The 19797-nt window shown below is 59.0% G+C and carries 14 protein-coding genes; 5 read left to right on the top strand and 9 right to left on the bottom strand.

Going from position 1 to position 19797, the window contains the following annotated elements; all coding sequences use genetic code 11:
- Positions 1-29 precede the first annotated feature (29 nt).
- Complete coding sequence (locus AC781_RS02290) at positions 30-644, bottom strand: anthranilate synthase component II (RefSeq protein WP_083076412.1); 615 nt, start codon at positions 642-644, stop codon at positions 30-32.
- Between AC781_RS02290 and AC781_RS02285 the strand changes: the two genes are divergently transcribed.
- Positions 643-1623: an aminodeoxychorismate synthase component I gene (locus AC781_RS02285; RefSeq protein ID WP_067772860.1), complete on the top strand. Its 981-nt coding sequence runs from the start codon at positions 643-645 to the stop codon at positions 1621-1623. The two genes, AC781_RS02290 and AC781_RS02285, sit on opposite strands and share 2 nt — an antisense overlap.
- Positions 1604-2209 carry an aminotransferase class IV gene (locus tag AC781_RS02280; RefSeq protein WP_067772782.1) on the top strand — a complete coding sequence of 202 codons (606 nt, stop codon included), beginning with the start codon at positions 1604-1606 and terminating at the stop codon, positions 2207-2209. The genes AC781_RS02285 and AC781_RS02280 overlap by 20 nt, the downstream gene beginning before the upstream one ends.
- 13 nt (positions 2210-2222) lie before the next feature.
- Here the strand turns inward: AC781_RS02280 and AC781_RS02275 are convergent, their stop codons facing one another.
- The gene (locus tag AC781_RS02275) at positions 2223-2993 is read right to left on the bottom strand and encodes a hypothetical protein (protein ID WP_067772779.1); all 771 of its coding nucleotides are present in this window, start codon (positions 2991-2993) and stop codon (positions 2223-2225) included.
- 225 nt (positions 2994-3218) lie between these two features.
- Here AC781_RS02275 and AC781_RS02270 point away from each other — a divergent pair, with 225 nt between their 5' ends.
- Together AC781_RS02270 and AC781_RS02265 are read left to right on the top strand one after the other, a co-directional pair.
- Positions 3219-5729 carry an alpha-amylase family protein gene (locus tag AC781_RS02270; RefSeq protein WP_141675698.1) on the top strand — a complete coding sequence of 837 codons (2511 nt, stop codon included), beginning with the start codon at positions 3219-3221 and terminating at the stop codon, positions 5727-5729.
- 242 nt (positions 5730-5971) lie between these two features.
- A complete protein-coding gene (locus tag AC781_RS02265; RefSeq protein ID WP_172801741.1) occupies positions 5972-8179 on the top strand; it encodes an ankyrin repeat domain-containing protein in 2208 nt (735 codons plus the stop codon).
- A 262-nt stretch (positions 8180-8441) separates the two neighbouring features.
- Here the strand turns inward: AC781_RS02265 and AC781_RS02260 are convergent, their stop codons facing one another.
- Complete coding sequence (locus AC781_RS02260) at positions 8442-11546, bottom strand: FG-GAP-like repeat-containing protein (RefSeq protein ID WP_172801740.1); 3105 nt, start codon at positions 11544-11546, stop codon at positions 8442-8444.
- A gap of 391 nt (positions 11547-11937) precedes the next feature.
- Here AC781_RS02260 and AC781_RS02255 point away from each other — a divergent pair, with 391 nt between their 5' ends.
- Complete coding sequence (locus AC781_RS02255) at positions 11938-12960, top strand: GDSL-type esterase/lipase family protein (RefSeq protein ID WP_067772768.1); 1023 nt, start codon at positions 11938-11940, stop codon at positions 12958-12960.
- A gap of 92 nt (positions 12961-13052) precedes the next feature.
- Here AC781_RS02255 and AC781_RS02250 read toward each other — a convergent pair whose 3' ends face one another.
- The 6 genes from AC781_RS02250 to AC781_RS02225 form a co-directional block, all read right to left on the bottom strand.
- Positions 13053-13799 (bottom strand): GDSL-type esterase/lipase family protein, encoded by a 747-nt coding sequence (locus tag AC781_RS02250; RefSeq protein ID WP_067772765.1) that lies wholly within the window; start codon positions 13797-13799, stop codon positions 13053-13055.
- Between the two features lie 11 nt (positions 13800-13810).
- Positions 13811-14560, bottom strand: a complete 750-nt coding sequence (locus AC781_RS02245; protein WP_067772762.1) for a GDSL-type esterase/lipase family protein — start codon at positions 14558-14560, stop codon at positions 13811-13813.
- 23 nt (positions 14561-14583) lie between these two features.
- Positions 14584-15906 (bottom strand): polysaccharide deacetylase family protein, encoded by a 1323-nt coding sequence (locus AC781_RS02240; protein ID WP_067772758.1) that lies wholly within the window; start codon positions 15904-15906, stop codon positions 14584-14586.
- 169 nt (positions 15907-16075) lie between these two features.
- Complete coding sequence (locus AC781_RS02235; protein WP_067772755.1) at positions 16076-17494, bottom strand: carbon starvation CstA family protein; 1419 nt, start codon at positions 17492-17494, stop codon at positions 16076-16078.
- A 42-nt stretch (positions 17495-17536) separates the two neighbouring features.
- Positions 17537-18952 (bottom strand): cation diffusion facilitator family transporter, encoded by a 1416-nt coding sequence (locus AC781_RS02230; RefSeq protein ID WP_067772752.1) that lies wholly within the window; start codon positions 18950-18952, stop codon positions 17537-17539.
- A gap of 17 nt (positions 18953-18969) precedes the next feature.
- Positions 18970-19797, bottom strand: a complete 828-nt coding sequence (locus AC781_RS02225) for a hypothetical protein (RefSeq protein WP_067772749.1) — start codon at positions 19795-19797, stop codon at positions 18970-18972.

Genomic DNA, 19797 nt, shown 5'->3' with positions numbered 1-19797 from the left:
GGGCTCGGAGATGTGTATAAGAGACAGCCTCAGAGGGGCGTTTCGAGGAAGTTGCGCATGATCGCGGCTCCATGAGGCGTGAGGATGGATTCCGGGTGGAACTGGATGCCGTGGCGGGGGAGCTGCCTGTGGCTGATGGCGAGGATGCGGCCTTCCCGGTCGCGTGCCGTGACGGCGAGGGTGCCCGGGATGGGATCGCTGCAAAGCTGCCACGAGTGGTAGAGGCCGACGGGGAAGGTGGAGGGGAGGCCGTGGAAGAGGAGGGAGGCGTCGTCGGAGAGTGCTTCTCCCTGCATGCCGTGGCGTGGGGCGGGGAGGTGTTCGAGCGTGGCTCCGTGGTGCAGACCGAGTATTTGGTGGCCGAGGCAGACGCCGAGGAGGCGGGTAGAGGGCGGCAGGGTGTCGAGGAGGCGGAAGCAGGCGGGGTGTTCGTGCGGCATGCCGGGGCCGGGGGAGAGGATGACGGCTTCTGCGGTGAGGAGGTGCGCGGTTTGCACTTCCGTTGCCGGGAGGATTGTGGTATGGTAGCCGCCCAGTTCCCGGACGAGTTCAACGAGGTTGTAGGTGAACGAGTCCTGGTTGTCCACGAGCAGGATGTTGCGAACGGCGGCCATGAGGATGCGCGAGTTTACCACGAAGGGCATGCACTTGTACACACGAAACGAATGTATCGATCTGATGAACCGCTGGGGCGGGGAGGGCAGGCCGTTTTTGTTCGCCGTTCCGTTCGATGCCGGTTCCGGCTGGGTGGTGCCTGCGGACGCGGTGCCGGAGGGGGTGTTTTTTCAGGTGCCGCTGGAGTCTCGCATGCCGGATGCCGTGCCGCTGCCGGAGCCGGTGGAGTTCCGCGCCGAGCCGCCGGATTTCGAGGCGTACTGCCGCGCTTTTGCGTGTGTTCAGTCGCATTTGATGCGGGGGGATTCGTATTTGCTGAATTTGTGTTTTCCGTCTCGGCTGGAGACGAATCTTTCTCTGAGGGATTTTGCAGCGAGGGCTGTTTCGCCGTATAAGCTGCTGGTGGATGGCGAGTTCGCCTGTTTTTCGCCTGAGGCTTTTGTGACGGTGCGGGGCGGGGTGATGCGGTCGTTTCCGATGAAGGGGACGATTCGTGCGGATGTGCCGGATGCGGAGCGCCGCCTGTTGGAGGATGAGAAGGAGAGGCGGGAGCATGCGACGATTGTGGATTTGCTGCGGAATGATTTGGCGATGGTGTGCGAGGGGGTGCATGTGCCGCGTTTCCGGTATGTGGAGGAGGTGGAGACGAGCCGGGGGGCGATTTTGCAGACGAGTTCCGAGGTGTGCGGCTGTTTGCCGGAGGGGTGGCAGGGGCGGCTGGGGGATGTGCTTTTCCGGCTGCTGCCTGCCGGGAGCGTGTCCGGCGCGCCGAAGGAGTGGACGGTGCGGGCGATCCGCGAGGCGGAGCCGTATGAGCGCGGTTTTTATACGGGGGTGTTCGGTTTTTTCGATGGGGAGTCGCTGGATAGTGCGGTGGCGATCCGGTTTGTGGAGGCGTCCGTCGAGGGGCTGGTGTACCGCAGCGGGGGAGGGATTACGGTGTTGAGCGATGCGGAGGAGGAGTATCGCGAGTTGATCGATAAAGTTTATGTGCCGTTTGCTTTTTGAATCCATCCGGGTGCAGGACGGGAGGCCGTGCCTGCTTGAGTACCATCAGGCCCGCGTGAACCGTTCTCTGGATGCGGGGTGCGCGTTCGATCTGGCGCAGGCGGTGCGGGGGATGCGCTTGCCGGAGAAGGGGGTGTTCAAGTTGCGCGTGTCGTATGCTTCCGACGGGGGGCCGGGCGCTGTGGCGTGCGATGCCTATGCGCCGAGGGTGGTGCGGTCTCTGCGGCTGGTGGAGTGCCCGGCTTTGAGGTATGACCGGAAGTTCGAGGATAGGCGCGCGCTGCTGGCGGCACGGGCTGTGGCGGCGGATGCGGATGAGGCGGTGCTGACCCGCGAGGGCTGGGTGACGGATGCTTCGTATGCGAATCTGGCGTTCGGCCGCCCCGGAGACTGGGTGACGCCGTCAACCTTTCTGTTGGCTGGAACGAAGCGGGCTTTTCTGCTGGATGAAGGGCTGCTGCGCGAGTGTCCGGTGCATGTGCGCGATTTGCCGCGTTACGAGTTCGTGACGCTGATCAATGCGATGCTTGACCCCGGCGACGTGATGGTGCCGTTTGCCGCGTTGAAGGGCTTGGAGTTGCCGTGAACGGAGAGGGGCGTTACGGGACGATGAAGATGCCTTTTCCTCCCGGAGAGTAAGGGTCGTACAGTTTTTTGCCGCTGGGCTGCCGTTGCCCCGTTTTCTTGTTGAGGATGCGGATTGTTTTGGAAGGATCGTACGGGCTGTATACTTCCAGCGGGCTGCCCGGCACAGGGACGGCGACGGGCAGTTTGCCGGGTTCGGGCGGCGTGGGTTGCTGGATGCCCTGCTCAATCGGCGGGGTGATGATGGGTGGCGGTTCGGGGATGCTTGAGAGGAGCCGCTGGCGTACGGGAGAGAGGATGCCGCTCATGGAGCTTTCCAGCGAGGCGCTGGTGAAGCGGATGGGGGCAACGGGGACGAGGAGGTTGCTGCCTCCGAATGCGGGGCGGAGAGGGAGCCGGAAGACGGAGTTGCCGTAGCTGTTGGCGAGGTGCAGGTTGACGGTGTCGGCCGGGGCTGGCGTTGCGGAAGATGTTTCTCCGGTCGGTTGCTGGATGTCTCCTTCCTGATTGTAGTCGGGCTGTGCCTGAATGAGGATGTCGCGGATTTTCTGCGTGTCTTCCTGCGTGAGCCATTCTTTGTTGCCTTTGCCGGTTTCGAGGTAGATGCTTTGACAGTCGGCAATCGCTTTTTTCAGTTTGTCCATGTAGGCATTCGTTTTTCGGAAGTTGGCTTCCTGCCGGGTCAGTTGCTCATTGCCGGCCGTGTTGCCGCCGGGCTGTTTCTGGTCGGAGGAACAACCTGCCAGAAAGGCGAGTCCGATGGCGGTGATGGCTGTTTTTTTCATGGTGTGCGATAGGGGATGGCTATTGTATGTGCGAACAAACGAATGGACGGCAGAGCATTCCGTGCTTCCGTCAAGATACCACATGCCGGGGGTGCGTCAAGAGGAAAATGGCCGCAGGCTCTGCGGACTGCCCGGCATGCCGGGCAATGATCTGTTGAAAGTACATGTTTTATGCTTGAGATGGGCTGGTATATATGGTTTTATTCACAGAGTCGTATTTTTCTTATGAAGTTTTTGAAACGTGTTCTGGTTATGGCGGCCATGCTCGGCTGTGTGTCGATGGTGTCTGCTGCCGTTGTTTTCCCCGGTGAAGCGCCGGGTGCTGCCAAGGTTTCCAGGGAAGGTGAGACGATGTCCCTTTCCAATAGTCTGCTGACGGCCAAGTATATGTTGAAGGACGGCAAGCTGTCGTTCGGCGGTCTTGTGTCCCCGAAGGGCGCGGTGGCGGCTCCGGGCGGCGAGCTGTTCGTGATTCAGACGGCCGACGGCAAGAGTATCAAGGCGTCCGACCTGACGTGCGCATCCGTCAAGATGGTGGAGCTGAAGGCACAGCCGAAGGCGTTCAATCTGGCTTCACGTTCGGCGGGCAAGGCGCTGGAGGCGCATTTTACGGCTCTCGACGGTTCGTTGCAGATTGCCTGGCGGGCGGTGTTGCGCGACGGTTCGCATTATCTGCGGCAAGAGCTGCAGCTCAAGAGTACGAAGCCGATCGCCATGAAGGGGATCGTCGGTATGCAGTACAATCTTGCGGTCGGGAGCAACGGGATGCCTGCGGTTTCCGGGAATGCCCGTGGAGCTTTGATCGTGAACGATGTGGCCTTTACGGCGTTGGAGACGCCGATGGGCATCAATACGGTGGGTACGAAGACGACGGGCGGCGAGGCATGGAATGCGGCGGCCTGGACGGCCCGTTCATGGTCGGATGGGGATCATGCGCCCGAAGCGTTGAAGAAGTACGGGGACGGCCTGCTGGTATCCGAAGGGCCTGTGGCCATCGACGGGCAGGGCGATTGTTCGGTGACGTTCCAGTACAAGGGTGGCAACAATAAGCTGAATGTGGTCGGCGTGCAGCTCGTGAATGCATCCGGCGCGGTGGTGTCGGAAGATTTGCATGCAGGTTCTACCGGAGACAGGAATGTCAACAATGTCTATGCGCTGAAGGTGCCGTCTTCCGGCAAATATACGTTGCGCTACTGGGCGGATGCGAAGAACGAGCCTGTGACGAGTAAAGGTGAGGTTGCGTTTTCTTTGCCCGTGAAGACGGAGCAGGCAACGGCCAAGGTGCAGGATTCCGCGATGGTTCAAGGGTTCTGGAGCCGCAAGACGATGCTGCAGCCGGGCGATGTCTGGGATGTGTCGTCCGTTCTCGGCCTGTTCGAGCCGGGGCAGCAAAGGCGGTCCTTGCTTGCCTATATCGAGCGCGAGCGTGTGATGCCCTATCGTCCTTTCATTCATTACAATTCGTGGTATGAGCTGAATATCAACCGTAATAATGATTCCGACCCCGCGAAGAGGATGACGGAAGCGCAGTGCGTGGAGGTGGTGAAGGATTGGAATGAGCAGATGTTCAAGAAGCGCGGTACCGGGATCGATGCTTTCGTGTGGGATGACGGCTGGGACGAGTTCAACAGTCTGTGGGATTTCCACAAGATGTTCCCGAAGGGTTTCAGCGAGACGAACAAGCTGGCTCGCAAGCAGGGAGCGGGCATCGGCGCGTGGCTGGGTCCCGTGGGCGGTTACGGTGCGTCAAAGGGCAAGCGTCTGGCGCATTGGAATAAGAATCATCCGAATAACCAGATCGGCAATTTCCAGCTTTCCAACAAGGAGTATTTCGATGCGTTCGTCGGCCGTTGTAGCCAGATGGTGAAGGATTACGATATGCGATACTTCAAGTTCGACGGCATCAGCACGAATTTCCATTCCAGGGGGCCGGGCAATGAAGAGGATGCCGAAGGCATTCTCCGTGTGGTGACTGCCTTGCGGAAGCAGCGCGGCGATTTGTATATCAACTGTACGGTAGGTACGTGGGCTTCTCCGTTCTGGTTCCGCTATGCGGATTCCGTGTGGCGGCAGGAGAACGACTGGGGCGATATGGGGGAAGGAGATAAGCGCGACCAGTGGATTACCTACCGCGACCGCCTCGTGCATGAGGTGTTCGTGCAGGGTTCCCCGCTGATGCCGATCAATTCGATGATGACGCACGGTCTGATGGTGACAAAGTTCGGCCCTCCCGCCTGCATGCCCCGCGATCCCGAGAATGTGAAGAAGGAGATGCGCTGCGCCTTTGCCTGCGGCACGTCGCTGCAGGAGCTGTATGTGGACCGCGATCTGATGAATGCCAATAACGGCGTGCTGTGGGACGATCTGGCCGAGGGGATCAAGTGGATTCGCCGGAATGCCGATGTGCTGGACGATGTGCATTGGGTCGGCGGCAATCCGTGGGACAAGGATAAGAAGGAAGGCTCCGTGTACGGCTGGGCGGCCTGGAATCCATCCAAGGCGACGCTTGCCTTGCGCAATTCCTCCGCCAAGGAGAAGAGCCTGACGATTACGATGCGCGATGCCCTCGATATTCCCGCCAAGGTGAAGGGCAAGATCACATTCAAGGATTCGTACGGAGACCAGCGGAAGATGGCCGGTTTTTCGGGCGTTTCCGTGGATATTGACAAGCCCGTGACGTTCACGCTTCAGCCTTTCGAGGTGTTCGTGTACGAGGGGAACGCTTTGAAGAAATAGCTTGGCTTCGTCCGGTTACATGTTGCGGAGGCGGTCTGATGACCGCCTCCTTTTTTATCGGAAAACGGACAAGATTCCGGTGGAAGACGAGCGATTGACGATCAATTGTTTTTTCGGTGGAAGGTTGGAATTTTATTGCTTTCCTCCGGAGCGTATGATAATAGTACATTAAAATGTAGCCGTTTGTCTCTCGATGGTTATTGTTAATTGATCAAGAAAGACCGTATAGAATGAGTTTATCGATGCCATTATTGATGTCCGGCGTGGTCGGTGTGTGCTTCGGCGCCGGCAGTTGTTTTGCCCAGTTTGCAGGAGACAGGCCGATCGGCCCGCCATCTCCGGCGAACGGAGGTTTGCGCGGCGAGACGGTACCCGATGGCAAGGCGAAGACTTCGGACAAGAGGGAGGTGTTCGCCCCCAAGGGAAATATCCAGCTTGCCATTCTGCTGGATGTTTCCGGCAGTATGGACGGTTTGATCGAGCAGGCCCGCACACAGCTCTGGAAGGTGATCAACAGGCTGTCGCATTCGTTTCAGGAAGGGAAGCCTTCGCGCGTGTCGGTTGCTCTCTACGCATACGGCGATATGCGGGGCGGTGAGGACCAGATCATTTGCATTTCTCCGTTTACGGATAATTTCGATGATATTTCGGATAAATTGTACAAGTTGCAATGCAGCGGCAGCAGCGAGTATTGCGGTACGGTGATCGAGAAGGCCGTTTCCGAGCTGGCATGGAATACGGAAGATCCCCGCAGCTTGAAGATGATTTTCATTGCAGGAAACGAGGCTTTCGATCAGGCTACGGCGACCAAGCCCGTGGCCTACAAGGATGCCATCGCACATGCGAAGAGGTGCGGCATTCTGGTCAATACGATTCACTGCGCCGGGCTGGGTACCCGGCCCGGAGAGGAAGAGCTTTGGAAGAAGGCTGCCTCGCTGGGCGGTGGTTCGTTCGTCAGTATCGACCAGAGCGCGACCACTTCCGAAGCAGGGTCGCCGATGGATGCGGATATACTGAAGAAGAGTGAGGATGCCTATGCCGATTTCATTCCTTTCGGATCTCCTTCCGCTCAGCGTTTTCTCAAGGCGAAGGTGGCGGACGAGATTGCCAATCCGGGGATGACGGATACGGGGGTGAAGATCGAGCGTTTGCTGACGAAGATTCTTCTGGCGGGCAACGACAGGAATTCCCTTGATCTGGTGACGCGGTTCGCGCCGGGACGCGAGGAGTTTTCCTTCGATGCGATCGGCGGAGAGGCTTGCGTGCCGCTGGAGCTTGCCGGGAAGTCGGAAGACGAGATACGGAAGTTTATCCGGACACGCTACGAAGAGAGAATGGGTACGCTGGCCGAGCTGGACAAGGCGGTGAAGGGGCGCGAGCGCTGGCTCAAATCACGCGCCAAGAAGGCGGACCGTTCGCTGGGCGGCGCGATTATTTCTTCCGTGACCAAGCAGGCGAAGACGAAGCGTATTTCGTTCGATCCGCCGACGGACAAGGGGCAAAACGCCTCTGCTAAGCCCGATTTTCGGAAGTTGTATCCATCCTATGATTCCGTTTGGCAGGCGATTTCCAAGAAGGATAAGCGTCTGTTGAATAAGCTGCTTGAGGCGGACTGGGATTCGAACCAGAAGAAGAATACGGAGACGGTGCTGATGATTGCCGTGATGGACGGGCAACCCAAGTTGGTGGATTTCCTGCTGAAGTCCGGTATGAGCGCCAACGGTTGCGATGCCAATGGGTTGTCTGCACTGGCGTATGCCGTGAGGCGAGGAGACCGCGAGATTGCAGAGACTCTGATTTTCAAGGGGGCGGATGTGAATACGTGGGATTCGAACGGTTCATCCGTGCTGATGGATGCGGTGCAGCGCGGCAACAGGGAGATTCTCCGCCTGTTGCTGGATTCCTCCGTTCGCGTGAACGATGCCGGGCCGGATGGGCAGACTCCTCTGATGGTGGCCGCCCGGCGTGGCGACGACGAGATTTTTTCCATTTTGCTGGATAAGGGGGCGAAGGCCGATGCTGCCACATCCTACGGATGTTCTGTGCTGATGGATGCGGTGTCGGGAGGCAATCCCGAGATCGTGCCGGTCGTTCTGAAGCTGGTGACGGATGTGAATCTTCGCGATGCGACGGGGTATACGCCTCTGATGGAGGCGGCCCGGCTGGGCCGGATGGAGATCGTCAAGATGCTGCTGGCCAAGGGAGCGGACGGTACCGAGCAGAACGACGAGGGGAAGACGGCTGCCGATCTGGCCGCTACGGCGGAGATCAGGAAGGTGATTTCGGATGCCCCGAAGCCGTTGCGCCCCGTTCGTATCATCATGGACGATGACCGCGTGCCCGGTTCTTCCCGGCCCAAGCGCAGATCATCTCCGGCCGGTACCGGGATGCGCCCCGGAGGCATGCTGCCTCCTTCCGGGAGTGTGCCCGGGGCAGGTACGGGCAATTGAGTGCGGCGAGACGTTCCGGTGTTTTGCTGCAGCAGGTTTTTGCACAGGGTATGTATCCGCGTGGCCTTTTGATAGGCGGCCATGCGGCATCATGTGCCGTGGTGCAGGTATGTACGGTGGCGGAGCGGCCATGGTTCGGCCGGAAGATGTCTGATCGTTGATGCATTGCGGGGCTTCCCATTGTTGGGAAGCCCCGTTTTGATCCGCTGCTGGCGATGATGGCGTGAGGGCCGGGTTTTCTCTGCATGCCCGGCCCTGTGCCTTATTTCATTTCGTTGATGAAGGGATGGTTTTTGATGGCAATGACTTTGCCTTTGGAGTCGAGTTCGAATTCATATACGCGGGGGCCGATGGTGATTTTGGTGATGAAGCCGTCGTCGTTGCGTTCCAGCCATGCCTTTTCCACATCGAATTGGGCGCGGTTAGGCGATTTGGTCGCCGTGATGTTGTACATGGGGATTTCATTGAGGCCCGCGGAAAGGAGGTCAAGGAAGAAGACGACTTCGTTGATGTTGGCCTTGTAGCCTCGGTTGTACCGGTCGATGGCTCCGACGAGGCGGGCTTCCGATCCGGCCCAGTGGTGGTTGGCCTGCGTGGCGAGCGTTTCCTGTTTGGCTTCAAGGAACCATCCGATGTTGCCTCGCATGAAGGCGAGGTCTTTGTAGGGGCAGGAGTTCCAATATTTCTTCCAGGCTTCGTTCCATGGCGATTGGCCGTCCCAGAGGCCTTTTTGCTTGAATTGCTCTTGTGTTTTTCCAAGGTCGAACAATCCGTCTTCCCGAGGGACGATGAGGTCGACGGCGCCTCCGTTGTTGGCTGCATAGACGAGCATGCCGTTCCAGCGGTCGGCAAGGTTTTTGTTGGTGCGGCCATAGACGTAGGCGTCGAGGGAATGGCAGACTTCATGGCCCATGACGAAGGTGAAGTAGTCTCCCTTGGCGGAATCCTTGCCCAGATGTTTTTCGGCAGCCTGTACGAGGTCGCGCGCGCTTTCGCATGCAGGGCCTCCGACATCGCATCCGAAGGTGTTTTTGTTGGATTTGAAGACGTAGGACATGGCTTCACGGCCGTCTCCCATGTTCTGGTCGATGGAGATGTGATCGTCCGGGAAGAGGATGCGGGGGTGGTAGTGCATGAAGTCCCGAATGGCCATCATCTGGCCGTCCGAGCATTTGGAGTTGTCCGCCACAGCGACGCCCGATTTCAGATACTGTTCCCTGTCCAGTCCTTTCAGTCCGAGGGTGTCGGCCACGTCGATTCTGTGGGCCATGCTGTCAGGCTTGAGGTTATGGAGTGTGACCCAGTTCATGACGACGATGCCGGGCACATGGTGCATGGGGCCGAATTCGGTGATTTTTCCGTCTTTGCGCTTGACCCATGCATCGAGTTGGCTTCGTTTGAGGAAGGGGTATTTGGCGATGTGTTTTTTGAGTTGCCGGTATGCTTGTTCACGCTGGGCGACGGTGGGGAGGGATGTGGCCCATGTGATCCATTCGCGGTTCAACGTTTTGTACCGGTTGAGCATTTTCTGCCCATCCGCTTCCAGATATTTGCCGAGGTCGGTTTCGTGCCCGTTGTAGATTTGCTCGATTTTGGCGAGGTTGCGTCCGGCTTCGTTCGGGTCGACACCGTATGCCAGCGCGAGCATGCCGTCGTTGTAACTGCCGAGAACCAGGTCGATGATGCCGTCGCCGTTGAAGTCGGCCAAGGCTCCCAAGGTGCCGTTCATGGCTCGCAGGACGGTTTTGTTGCCTTTTTTGGGCATTTCGTTGTTTGCATCGGTGAGTTGGATGTCGCCTTTTTTGGCTTCGTCGATGATGCTGGAGCCTCCGCCGTTGATCCAGTAGTGGATGCTGCCCCAGTTGACGCCGTGGAGCAGGTCCGTTTTGCCGTCGCCGTTCAGATCGGCGAAATACGGACCCAGATTATAGGAGCCGTGGATGACGTGTTCGCGTTCCGTGTTCAGTTGCATCTCGCCTTTTTTACCCGTGTTCCGGTACAGGTAGATGCCGCTGCCGCCGTCTCCGGCCAGCAGGTCGGGGCTGCCGTTGTTATCGTAGTCGCCGAAGGCCATGGCGTTCGACGGGCATTTGAAGTCCTTGCCGTCGGAACCCTGTATGGTTCCCGTTTTCCGGAAGCGGGGAGAGGCCTTGGACGGAAGTACCAATTCGTAGGTGTGGAGGAGGCCTGTTTTGTCTCTGACGATCAGAAGGGGGTGTTTGCTGCCGGAGGCTTTCAGGGTGGCGATGGAGGCCGCTTCGATGTCCTTTCCGTCTGTATCCTGTACGAGAATCGGTTCGGAGAAGGGTTCGGCGCTTTTTTTGCCTGCATTTTTATAAGCCCAGATGCGGTTGTTGCCGCAAACGAGCAGGTCCAAGATGCCGTTTCCATCCCAGTCGATGGCGGCGGGAATGCGGTTTCCCGTTTTTCCCTTTCCGTTGCCGATAGATGGCAGTTCACGGTACCCGGTGAATTTGGTGACGGGCGTTTTGGGCATCGTCGTTTCATCACGTACCTCCATGAATGTGGTGGAGTAGCCGCCGTGGCCGTCGGTGACGGTGACGGGGAAGCGGTCGCGCCCCGTGAATCCTTTGCCGGATGTGTAGGTGAAGGTTCCGTCTCCCTTCGAGCGAACGGTGCCGTATTGCCCCTGCCCATGCCGGGCGACGGTCAGCGCGTCCTGATCGGGGTCGAATGTGTACAGGTGGAGGATGCTGCCGGTCTGCGATGGTTTGCCGCGCGTGATAAGCGTTTCCTGAGGGAAGGCTTTCGGTGCGTGGTTGTTTTTCAGTTGAAGGATGGTTTCCGGGGAAACCGTTTTGTCGAAAAGGTGTATTTGATCCAGAAGGCCGATGTATTGTTGGCCCCCCTGTGCGGAGCCGAATCCCGCATATTCTCCGGGCAGCGTGCCGGATGTTCCGGTACCCTGTCCGCTGAGGGTTCCGTCCATGTAGATGGAGACTTGCCCAGTATCCGCCTGCCTTTGGATGACGATGTGGTGCCATTGGTTGTCATTGACGTTTTGCGATGTGGAGGCGATCGTTTTGCCTTGCTGGCGAACCGCCAGTTTGCCGTCCGGCATGATGGTGCCCCATTCCATGCCCTTCGAGTCTCCGATAATCGTTCCGTTGGCGGCGGAATTTGCAGGGTCGGTTTTGAGCCAGAAGGAGAGGGCTGCTGTTTTTTTCAAGGTGTTCAGCGGTTGCGCCGCTTTCAGAAACTGGCCGGGAGCATCGAAACGTACGGCCGAAAACTGCCTGCCGGATGCCCATGCCTTGACGGGGTCGAGTTTGTCGTTGATGGACAGGTTGTTTTTTCCGACGGAGTCGCGTGTTTCGGAGAGCGGCTGCGTGAATGGGTAAGGCATATTGTGCCAATCCCGTGCTTCATCGAAATTCCAATGGGCTTTCAGGTGCGGGAGATCGCCGGTTTCGGCGGCATGGGATATGGCGCTCGTGCAAAAAATGACGATGGAATAATGCAGAAATCGTGATGCAAAATGTGACATACTTGGTATGTCATTATCATAACGGTTAGTCGATGTCAAATATTTATCTGCGAAAACGACTGGTTTCGTGCCGGTTCCGTTTTCGGATGCGGCGGCGGTCTGCTGCGAGAAAGCTGCGTGCGGCCGGAGCCTGCCCCATGCCGAACGTTCGTGATGTGGCCCGGAAGGCTGAAAATTGCCGATCGGCTGTTTGAACTTGTTTCATTGTTCGTATCTGGTAAAGTATTCGGCGATCAATTTATTTTTTACCATGTCATTCCGTTCCTTTTCCGTTTTGATGGCAGCCGTGTCGCTGCTGGGTTCTTCCGCATTGGCAGAGAAAACGAAAGTCGCCTGTGTGGGCGACAGTATTACGTTCGGTCTCGGTATCGCCCAGCGCGACCAGTCCAATTATCCCAAGTATCTCGGCGATCTGATGGGCCCGGAATACGAGGTGCGCAATTTCGGCAATTCCGGGAAAACGTGCGGCGATTATCCGAGCCAGAAGCAGAGAGGACGCTGGTACGGCGATACGAAGGAGCATCAGGCGGCCATCGCGTTCAAGGGGGATGTGTACGTTTGCAATCTGGGGATCAACGATACGGGAGCATGGTGGGATCCGGTTTTGTACGAGAAAGGGTATAAGGAGCTGATCGATGCATGGAGGGGCGGCAGGCAGAGTGTGCCGGTGGTGATCTGGAACAGGCTGGGGCCGGATTTCCGCGGGCAGCCGGGGCAGAAGACGTTCCCGGGCAATGTGTACCAGCCCGAGCACAAGTATTCCAATCAGGATAACGGTTCCGCCAAGAACCGTCCGACGGCCGAGAAGCTGCTGGACAAGATTTCCCGCGACAAGAAGACGCTGACGATGGATGCCTATACGGCGATGTCCACGCACCCGGAATGGTACAAGGACGGCTTGCATCCGATGGCGGCGGGTGCAAGGAGGCTGGCCGAGTTGACGTACGCCCGCCTTGTGCCCGTGCTGAAGGTGTCCCAGCCGAAAGCCTCCGTGACGGTCGCCCCTGACAATACGGTGACGATCCGCAATGAAGGGTCGAACGGTCTTCTGCTGGATGGTCATGCACTGGTGTTTGAGCAGGCGCAAGGGAAAAGGGAAGGTTCGTTCGTGTTCGGAAATGCGACGGTTGTTTTCCCCGGAGAGGCTTTGACGGTACAGTGCGGCGCTCCGCAGGATCAGGCCGATCCGTCACGCCCCCTCGCCAGCGCCAAGGTGAAGTCCGTGCAGGGATTGAAAGCGCAGCTCGTGAAGGTGCCGGCGAAGAAGAGGTAGCACGTTTTACGCGACGATTGACAGAAAAAAGCATCTTCCGAAGAGGAAGATGCTTTTTTATGGGTGGAGAGGTGAATCCGGCGGTTTTCCGGTCAATACAGCGGATCGATGCGTTTGAGATGCGGACGAATGGTCGCCGCCATGGCTTCGTAACCGGCAGTGGAGGGATGGGCTTCGTCAAGGACGTAGCGCGTGTCGGCCAACAGGCTGTCGCCTTCGAGGAAGCAGGCACCGCAGTCGGCAAAGTGGATGTGCTGCCCGTCCGCCAGCCGGGAATAGGCTTCGTTCGTTTGCCTGATGACAGGGGCAAGGTGGGGTTCCGTGCGGGGCATGATGCCGAGCAGGAGGATTTTGCTTTCCGGCTGTGTGGCGCGCAGGAGCTGCAGCAGGGCGGAGGTGTGGGCTGCACACGTTTCCGGAGCAAGCGCGAGGGTGTCGATGTCGTTGGTTCCGATGAGGACGATGATGACGCGTGGCGATGTGCCGGACAATTCTCCGTCGAGGATGCGGTAGAAGGCATTGTCTACGTAGTCGTAACCGAAACCCATGTTGGTGGCGGTGTGGCCTTCGAACAGGCTGTTCCAGGAGTCGATGCCGTGGCGGGGCATTTTGCGGTCCGCATCGGCGGGTTCTCCTCCCCAGCAGTGTGTGATGCTGTCTCCAAGGATGACGTATTCCGGTTTTACCGTGCGATGGCGTTCCTTGATGGAAGCGTGGCGTGCTGCCCAGTTGTACTGGTCGCGCTGGTGGGGTTCGGGGTGCATGGTTTCCGGCAGGACGAGGCCGTGCTGCCGGAGGATGTCCTCGATTTCTTTTGCATTCAGGATGTGAGGCGTCATGGCCGGAGAGATCAGTATTGCGGGTCGATTTGTTTCAGGATGGGTTTGAGCTGTTCCGTCAGTTTGGCATATCCGGCTGCATTGGGGTGGACGGTGTCGCTGAACAGGGCCGGGCTGGCGAGGGTGCTGCCCGGAGCCGTGAAGGCCGGGGAAATATCCCGGAAGAAGATGTTTTTGCGGTTCTGGAGCTTGGAGACCAGCGCATTGGTTTTGCTGATGACGGGAGCCAGTTGTTCTTCTTTCCGGGGAAGGATGCCGAGGATGAGGATTTTGCTGGAAGGGCATTTTGTCCGGAGGAGCTGGACGAAAGCTTTGACATTGGCCGCGCATTGTTCGGCGGTGTCTTTACGGTGGCCGAGGTTGTTGGTGCCGATGAGCAGGACGATGACGCGGGGCGAGGTGCCGTCGAGTTCTCCATGTTGCACCCGGTAATAGGCATTGTCCACATAATCGAAGCCGAAGCCCATGTTGGTGGCGGTGTGGCTTTGGAAGAGGTCATCCCAATACGCTGCGCCCGGGCGGCCCATTTTGCGGTCGGTATCGACCGGGTCGCCTCCCCAGCGGTGGGTGATGCTGTCTCCGATGACGACGTATTCCGGTTTGACGGTTTTGTGCCGTTCCACAATGGATTCGTGGCGAGCCTGCCAATTGTAGGGGTCGCGTTGGTGCGGTTCGGGTTTCAGTGAGGAAGGGAGAGCATTTGCCGTGGTACAGCAGACGAGGGCTGCCGGGAGAAGGAGGGAGATGGTAGAACTGTTCATGACGGTTTGGCGGTGCGAGTGGATCAGTTGAGGGGAATTTCCGGGGAGATTTTGAAGCTCCACCGGGCAGTGTGAGGCAGGTTTCCTCCTGCCGTTTTCCATTGGATTTGGACGGTGATGTCGGAGTTGTAGATGCGGCGGTCAGGTTTCCAGAAGAGGAGTTTTTTCTGGGCGTCGAATTCGAAGGGAACGCGGCCGAATCCGCTGACTTTCATGTCGAAGTTGGAGAGCTGGGGCAAAAGTCCCGGTATGCTGGAGAGGTCGGCGGAGATGATGGGGATGTTGACGGTGGAGACCTGGTTGGCCGCCGGGACGACGGGGAAGGGAGGCGGCGGCAGGTTGGCGCTTCCTGTGGCGGAGCCGGGGGCGTCGTTCCCTCCTGTCTGTCTGAAATTCAGCGCCCGCTGGAAGGTGTAAGGTTTGCCGCCTTCGATGACATAGCGGGGAATGAGGTAGTTTTCACTGTCGTGCGTCGTTTTCTTGCCGACGACGGTGAAGGCCGCCTTGTAGTTGAAGGAGGGGGCTTTCTCGACCATTTCCGGAGTGTTGTAGCCGCCAGGGTAGCAGTAGGTGAGTACGGGGGTCTGGAAGAGGGTGCGGAGCGTGTTGGCCGAGTTGCCGAGTTCCTGCTGGACGAGTTCGGCATACGCCGGGGTGCCCTGGGTGAGTTTTTTCCAGACGCGCGGGTACAGGTGCTTGGAGGAGTGGCTGCCTACGGTGGCGCCGTGGGCCATCATTTCGCGGATCATGTCGTGCGACATGGCGTCGCCGTATCCGGTGATGAAGTCGGTGTAGATGAAGATGGTGAAGGGAAAACCCATTTCACGGAGGATGGGATAGGCATCCGTGTAGGTGCCCTTCCAGCCGTCGTCGATGGTGATGAGGATACATTCTGCCGGGAGTTTTTTGCTGCCCGTTTTCCAGTCGAGGAAGTCGTCCATGGAGATGACGGTGATGCCGGAGTTCCGTATCTGCTCCATTTGCTGGCGGAAGACGGAGGTGCGGATGCGCATGTCCGTGACGGGTTTGGTCTGGCTGAAGTTGTGGTAACAGAGGACGGCGACGCGTGTTTGATCCTGCTCGACGAGTTCGACGGGTACGGCTTCGGCGATGGGGGCGGCGGTATGGGCCGGTTGCTGGCCGGGTTCGTCCACTTCAGCGGCGATGGGAGGAGCCGAAGGGGAAGTCGGGAGTGCGGGGACTCCCGGCCGGGGGGCGGGCTTGGGCTGGGCAACCGGAGACGGGAGGAAACGGTCGGGATTGAGGTATTCCGGATCTTCCGTCTGGCACAGTGCCTGTCCCATGGTGAGGCCGAGGGTCAACAGCAGGATTTTCAGGCTCTTCATCGTGCCAAGAAGTTATCAGGATGCCGCCGGGAAATCAAGTGCAAGGAAAGAAATACTTGGGGGCGGATGTGTGGTTGTGTCATATTGGCCGTTCCTCCTGCGACGGAGGGGGTAGAACGGTTCGGATACAGGCTGCTGATTGCCGGGGTAACCGGGAATTCGGAACGGCCTATTCGTCGGTTTCGTCCGGGATGTGCATCATGAAGAGGGCGGCAAGAAGCATGGAGGCGATGATGCCCGCTGCAGTGGAGCTCATCATGTCCAATCCGAAGCTTTCCTTGCTGCACAGGAGGTAGGTGATGCACATGGCCGTCATGAACATGGCGGGTACGGTGGTGATCCAGTGCCATGAACCGCGTTTGCGGAGGAAGACGGAGATGGTCCAGAGCGTGATGGCGGCGATGGCCTGGTTGAACCAGCCGAAGTAGCGCCAGACGATCTGGAAGTCGACCTGCGTGAGGGAGATGGCGATGGCGAAGAGGGGTAGGGCGAGGATGAGGCGGTTGCGGATCGGTTTTTGCGGGAGTTTGAGCATGTCCGCCAGCATGAGGCGGGAGCAGCGCAGGGCCGTGTCGCCGGAGGTGATGGGCAGGACGACGACGCCGAGCAGGGCGATGACGGCTCCGGTGGGGCCGAGGAGGGTGGTGCATACCTGCGTGACGGTGGAGGACGGGGTGCCGTCGTACATGGAGGCGGCGAGGGCTTCCGGCCCCTGGTAGAAGGAGAGTCCGACGGTGGCCCAGATGAGGGCGACGAAGCCTTCGGCGATCATTGCTCCGTAGAAGAGGGGGCGGCCGTCTCGGACGCGGGGGAGGCAGCGCACCATGAGGGGGGACTGGGTGGCATGGAAGCCGCTGATGGCGCCGCAGGCGATGGTGACGAAGAGGGCGGGCCAGACGGGGGTGTCGTGGGGGTGGGTGCCTGTGAAGAAGTCCGTGTTTGGCAGGATGTCGTATCCGTTGACGAAGAGCATGACGATGACGCTGAGCGCCATGAAGATGAATAGCGCGCCAAAGAAGGGGTAAATGCGGCCGATGATGGTCTGGATGGGCAGGATGGTGGCGAGGAAGTAGTAGCCGAAGATGATGATCGACCAATGGAGCAGGGAGAGGGAGTCGGGCAGGGAGGCGAGCATGCCTGCGGGGCCGAGGGTGAAGACGACGCCGACGAGGGTGCAGAGGGCGACGCACAGGAGGCGCAGGATGTGGCCCATTTTGTGGCCGAGGTAGCGGCCGACGGTTTCGGGCAGGTTTTCCCCTTCGTGGTGGGCGGACATCATGGCGGCGAGGAAGTCGTGCGTGGCTCCGCCGATGATGCAGCCGATGACGATCCAGAGGAGTGCGGCGGGGCCGAAGAGTGCGCCGGAGAGTGCTCCGAAGACGGGGCCGAGCCCGGCGATATTGAGGAGCTGGATGAGAAAGATTTTCCAGCGCGGAAGGGCGACGTAGTCCACGCCGTCCGCCTTGGTTTCGCAGGGGAGCGGGTGGTCGTGGCGGGGATTGAGGATGCGCTCGACGAGGCGGCCGTAAAACAGGTAGCCCGCGAGAAGGATGAGCGCGGCGAGGATGAAGCAGGTGGTTCCGTTCATGGTGAAGGCGTAAGTCGGTGCCCGGGCCGGACAGGGAGAGTTCTATCCGTTGGCGAGGGCGATGGAGATTTTGCCGAAGGCTGGCATTTCGCGTTTGAGTTCGTCCTCCATCCGTTTGAGGAGGACATGGCTGTCGTGGACATTCTGTGCTTCGCTGATTCCGGCTGTGATGAGGAGGATGGGAGCATCCTGCGAGGTGAGGATTTCCCATGTGCGGAATTCGGCTTCCGGGTGGAGGCGGAAGATTTCCGAGACGGTTTCTCTGATGACGGCTTCGGAGGGAAGGTCGAGCGGGGTGCGTGTGCGGAAGTCCCGGGAGTCCGGCTCGATGTGCGAGACGATGCGGGCGATGCCGAGCCTGTTGCGGACGTCCGTTTCAAAGGCGCGGACGGCGACGAGTGTCTGGGAGAGTTTGAGCTCGGGCGGCAGTTCGACGTCGAGGAAGAGGACGTCTCCCTGTTCCGGGGTGCAGGCCAGCGCGTAGCCGTGGACGCTGAAGCGGTGGCTCAGGGCGATGTGGCGTACCATGAGTTCGCGGGAGAGAGGGCAGTCCCCATCCCCGGGTTCGACGTGGACGAGGACTTCGGCTTCGGGGTACATGTCCGTGACGATGTTCTCGATGGCGTTCGAGATGTCGTGGGCGGTGTCGACATGCAGGTCTTTGGGCGCGCAGATTTCCATTTCGACATACGTTTTGTTGCCGGATTCGCGCACGCGGAGGCGGGTGACGGGGTAGGTGGGCATGCGTTCCCGGAGCCTTTCGCGGATTTCGGCCGTTTTGGTGGAGGTGCCCCCGTCCATCAGGGCATTGATGGCCCGCTTGCCGAGGTCGTAGCTGACGTGGAGGATGAGGAAGGCTACGGCGAGGGCCGCGATGATGTCCGCCCGGAGGAGGGCCGAATGCCAGAAGGAGCCTTCCGGTACGAATTGGGCGCACGAGACGCAGATGAGGCCGAGGAGTACGGCTGCGGAGGACCATATGTCCGTGGAGAAGTGGGCGGCATCGGCTTCGAGAGCCTGGCTGTTGTGTTTGCGTGCGACGCGGTAGAGCATGGCGGAGCGGTTGATATCCACCACGAGGGAGATGATGATGACGGCGAAGGCCCAGATGGTGGGGTTGATTTCGATGTCTCCGGTGACGAGTCTTGAGATGGCTTCCTGAATGACCCAGATGGCTGTGATGATGAGCAGAAGGGTTTCTCCGAGGGCGGAGAGGTTTTCGACTTTGCCGTGGCCGTAGGGGTGGTCGTCGTCGGCGGGACGGGATGCGACGCGAACGGCATACAGGGTGACGGCGGCGGCGATGAAGTCGAGGCCGCTGTGGAGGGCTTCGGAGATGAGGCCGAGGCTGCCCGTGGTGATGCCGACGGCAAATTTGAGCCCTGTCAGCAAAGCAGACCACAGGACGGAAGACAGGGCCGCCTTTGTTTTTTCGTGTTTCGACTCGTGATGTTCCATAAGATGGCCGGGAGAAATCAGAAAGGAAGGGTGTTTTCCCTTGCTTTGGTTTTGGACTGGGCCAGACGTTCGTATTTTTTGATGGATTTCTCGACTCCGAGGATCAGCGCCATGGTTTGTTTATGCCGGGAAAGCTGGCGGCGAATGTTTTTGTCGGTCTGCCATGCGGCGCAGATGGCTTTGCCCAGATGCAGATAGGAGGAGACGAGCGTTTGCTTCACTTTTTTCAGTTCGACATTGGCATTGTTGATGCGCATGATGATATCCTTCAGTTGTGCGGCTGTGCGGTCCGTCCGGATTTCATCGGATATCTCGGGCTGGTCGTTCGTTTGCTGGGATGCCGGGGCATTGGGTTTGTTTTCCAGACGATCCAGTTCGAGCATGTATTCTTCTTCCTGCTTGTCGAGCTTCGAGAAGACGGCATGATCCGGCGTCATGACGCCAGCAAGGTTTTTACGGCGTTCCTGCAGTTCGCGGATGAGCGTGCGCAGTCGTGTGCGCTGCTGCGAGATGGCTCCGGCGGAGAGGTCGGGCATTTGTTTGGCGGCAACCGAGGGCAGGGGGCGGTTGTTTCTGGCCTGCGTTTGGGCGGCTTGTTTGTCGTTTTGAAGTTCTGCCAGGATGTTCGTCAGTTCGCGGCTGCGGCTGTTCAGATGGCCGATGATTTCGACATCGTCGGCAAATTCCGGACAATTGGCTGCATCTTTCCAAGCCTGTTCACCGAGGGTGGTCGCCAGAGAGCGGGCAAGCCGCGTGTTTTGGTTGATGGCCTGCAGGTACAGGTGCTGGAAGGAATAGCCGAAGAGTTGAAGGAAGCGACAGAGGAGAATGGTGCTTTTTTTCAT

The sequence above is a fragment of the Neoakkermansia glycaniphila genome, assembly GCF_001683795.1.
In the GTDB taxonomy this organism is placed as follows: domain Bacteria; phylum Verrucomicrobiota; class Verrucomicrobiia; order Verrucomicrobiales; family Akkermansiaceae; genus Akkermansia; species Akkermansia glycaniphila.
The sequence above is the reverse complement of the archived record's forward strand: the minus strand, read 5'-3'. Positions and strand labels throughout refer to the sequence as shown.

What these genes read in the sequence shown, in the direction of transcription:
- AC781_RS02275 (WP_067772779.1), bottom strand. Translation starts at nt 2,993, where the DNA reads ATGAAAAAAACAGCCATCACCGCCATCGGACTCGCCTTTCTGGCAGGT.
- AC781_RS02280 (WP_067772782.1), top strand. Translation starts at nt 1,604, where the DNA reads ATGTGCCGTTTGCTTTTTGAATCCATCCGGGTGCAGGACGGGAGGCCG.
- AC781_RS02235 (WP_067772755.1), bottom strand. Translation starts at nt 17,494, where the DNA reads ATGAACGGAACCACCTGCTTCATCCTCGCCGCGCTCATCCTTCTCGCG.
- AC781_RS02260 (WP_172801740.1), bottom strand. Translation starts at nt 11,546, where the DNA reads ATGCCTTACCCATTCACGCAGCCGCTCTCCGAAACACGCGACTCCGTC.
- AC781_RS02285 (WP_067772860.1), top strand. Translation starts at nt 643, where the DNA reads ATGCACTTGTACACACGAAACGAATGTATCGATCTGATGAACCGCTGG.
- AC781_RS02240 (WP_067772758.1), bottom strand. Translation starts at nt 15,906, where the DNA reads ATGAAGAGCCTGAAAATCCTGCTGTTGACCCTCGGCCTCACCATGGGA.
- AC781_RS02290 (WP_083076412.1), bottom strand. Translation starts at nt 644, where the DNA reads ATGCCCTTCGTGGTAAACTCGCGCATCCTCATGGCCGCCGTTCGCAAC.
- AC781_RS02255 (WP_067772768.1), top strand. Translation starts at nt 11,938, where the DNA reads ATGTCATTCCGTTCCTTTTCCGTTTTGATGGCAGCCGTGTCGCTGCTG.
- AC781_RS02265 (WP_172801741.1), top strand. Translation starts at nt 5,972, where the DNA reads ATGCCATTATTGATGTCCGGCGTGGTCGGTGTGTGCTTCGGCGCCGGC.
- AC781_RS02245 (WP_067772762.1), bottom strand. Translation starts at nt 14,560, where the DNA reads ATGAACAGTTCTACCATCTCCCTCCTTCTCCCGGCAGCCCTCGTCTGC.
- AC781_RS02250 (WP_067772765.1), bottom strand. Translation starts at nt 13,799, where the DNA reads ATGACGCCTCACATCCTGAATGCAAAAGAAATCGAGGACATCCTCCGG.
- AC781_RS02225 (WP_067772749.1), bottom strand. Translation starts at nt 19,797, where the DNA reads ATGAAAAAAAGCACCATTCTCCTCTGTCGCTTCCTTCAACTCTTCGGC.
- AC781_RS02270 (WP_141675698.1), top strand. Translation starts at nt 3,219, where the DNA reads ATGAAGTTTTTGAAACGTGTTCTGGTTATGGCGGCCATGCTCGGCTGT.
- AC781_RS02230 (WP_067772752.1), bottom strand. Translation starts at nt 18,952, where the DNA reads ATGGAACATCACGAGTCGAAACACGAAAAAACAAAGGCGGCCCTGTCT.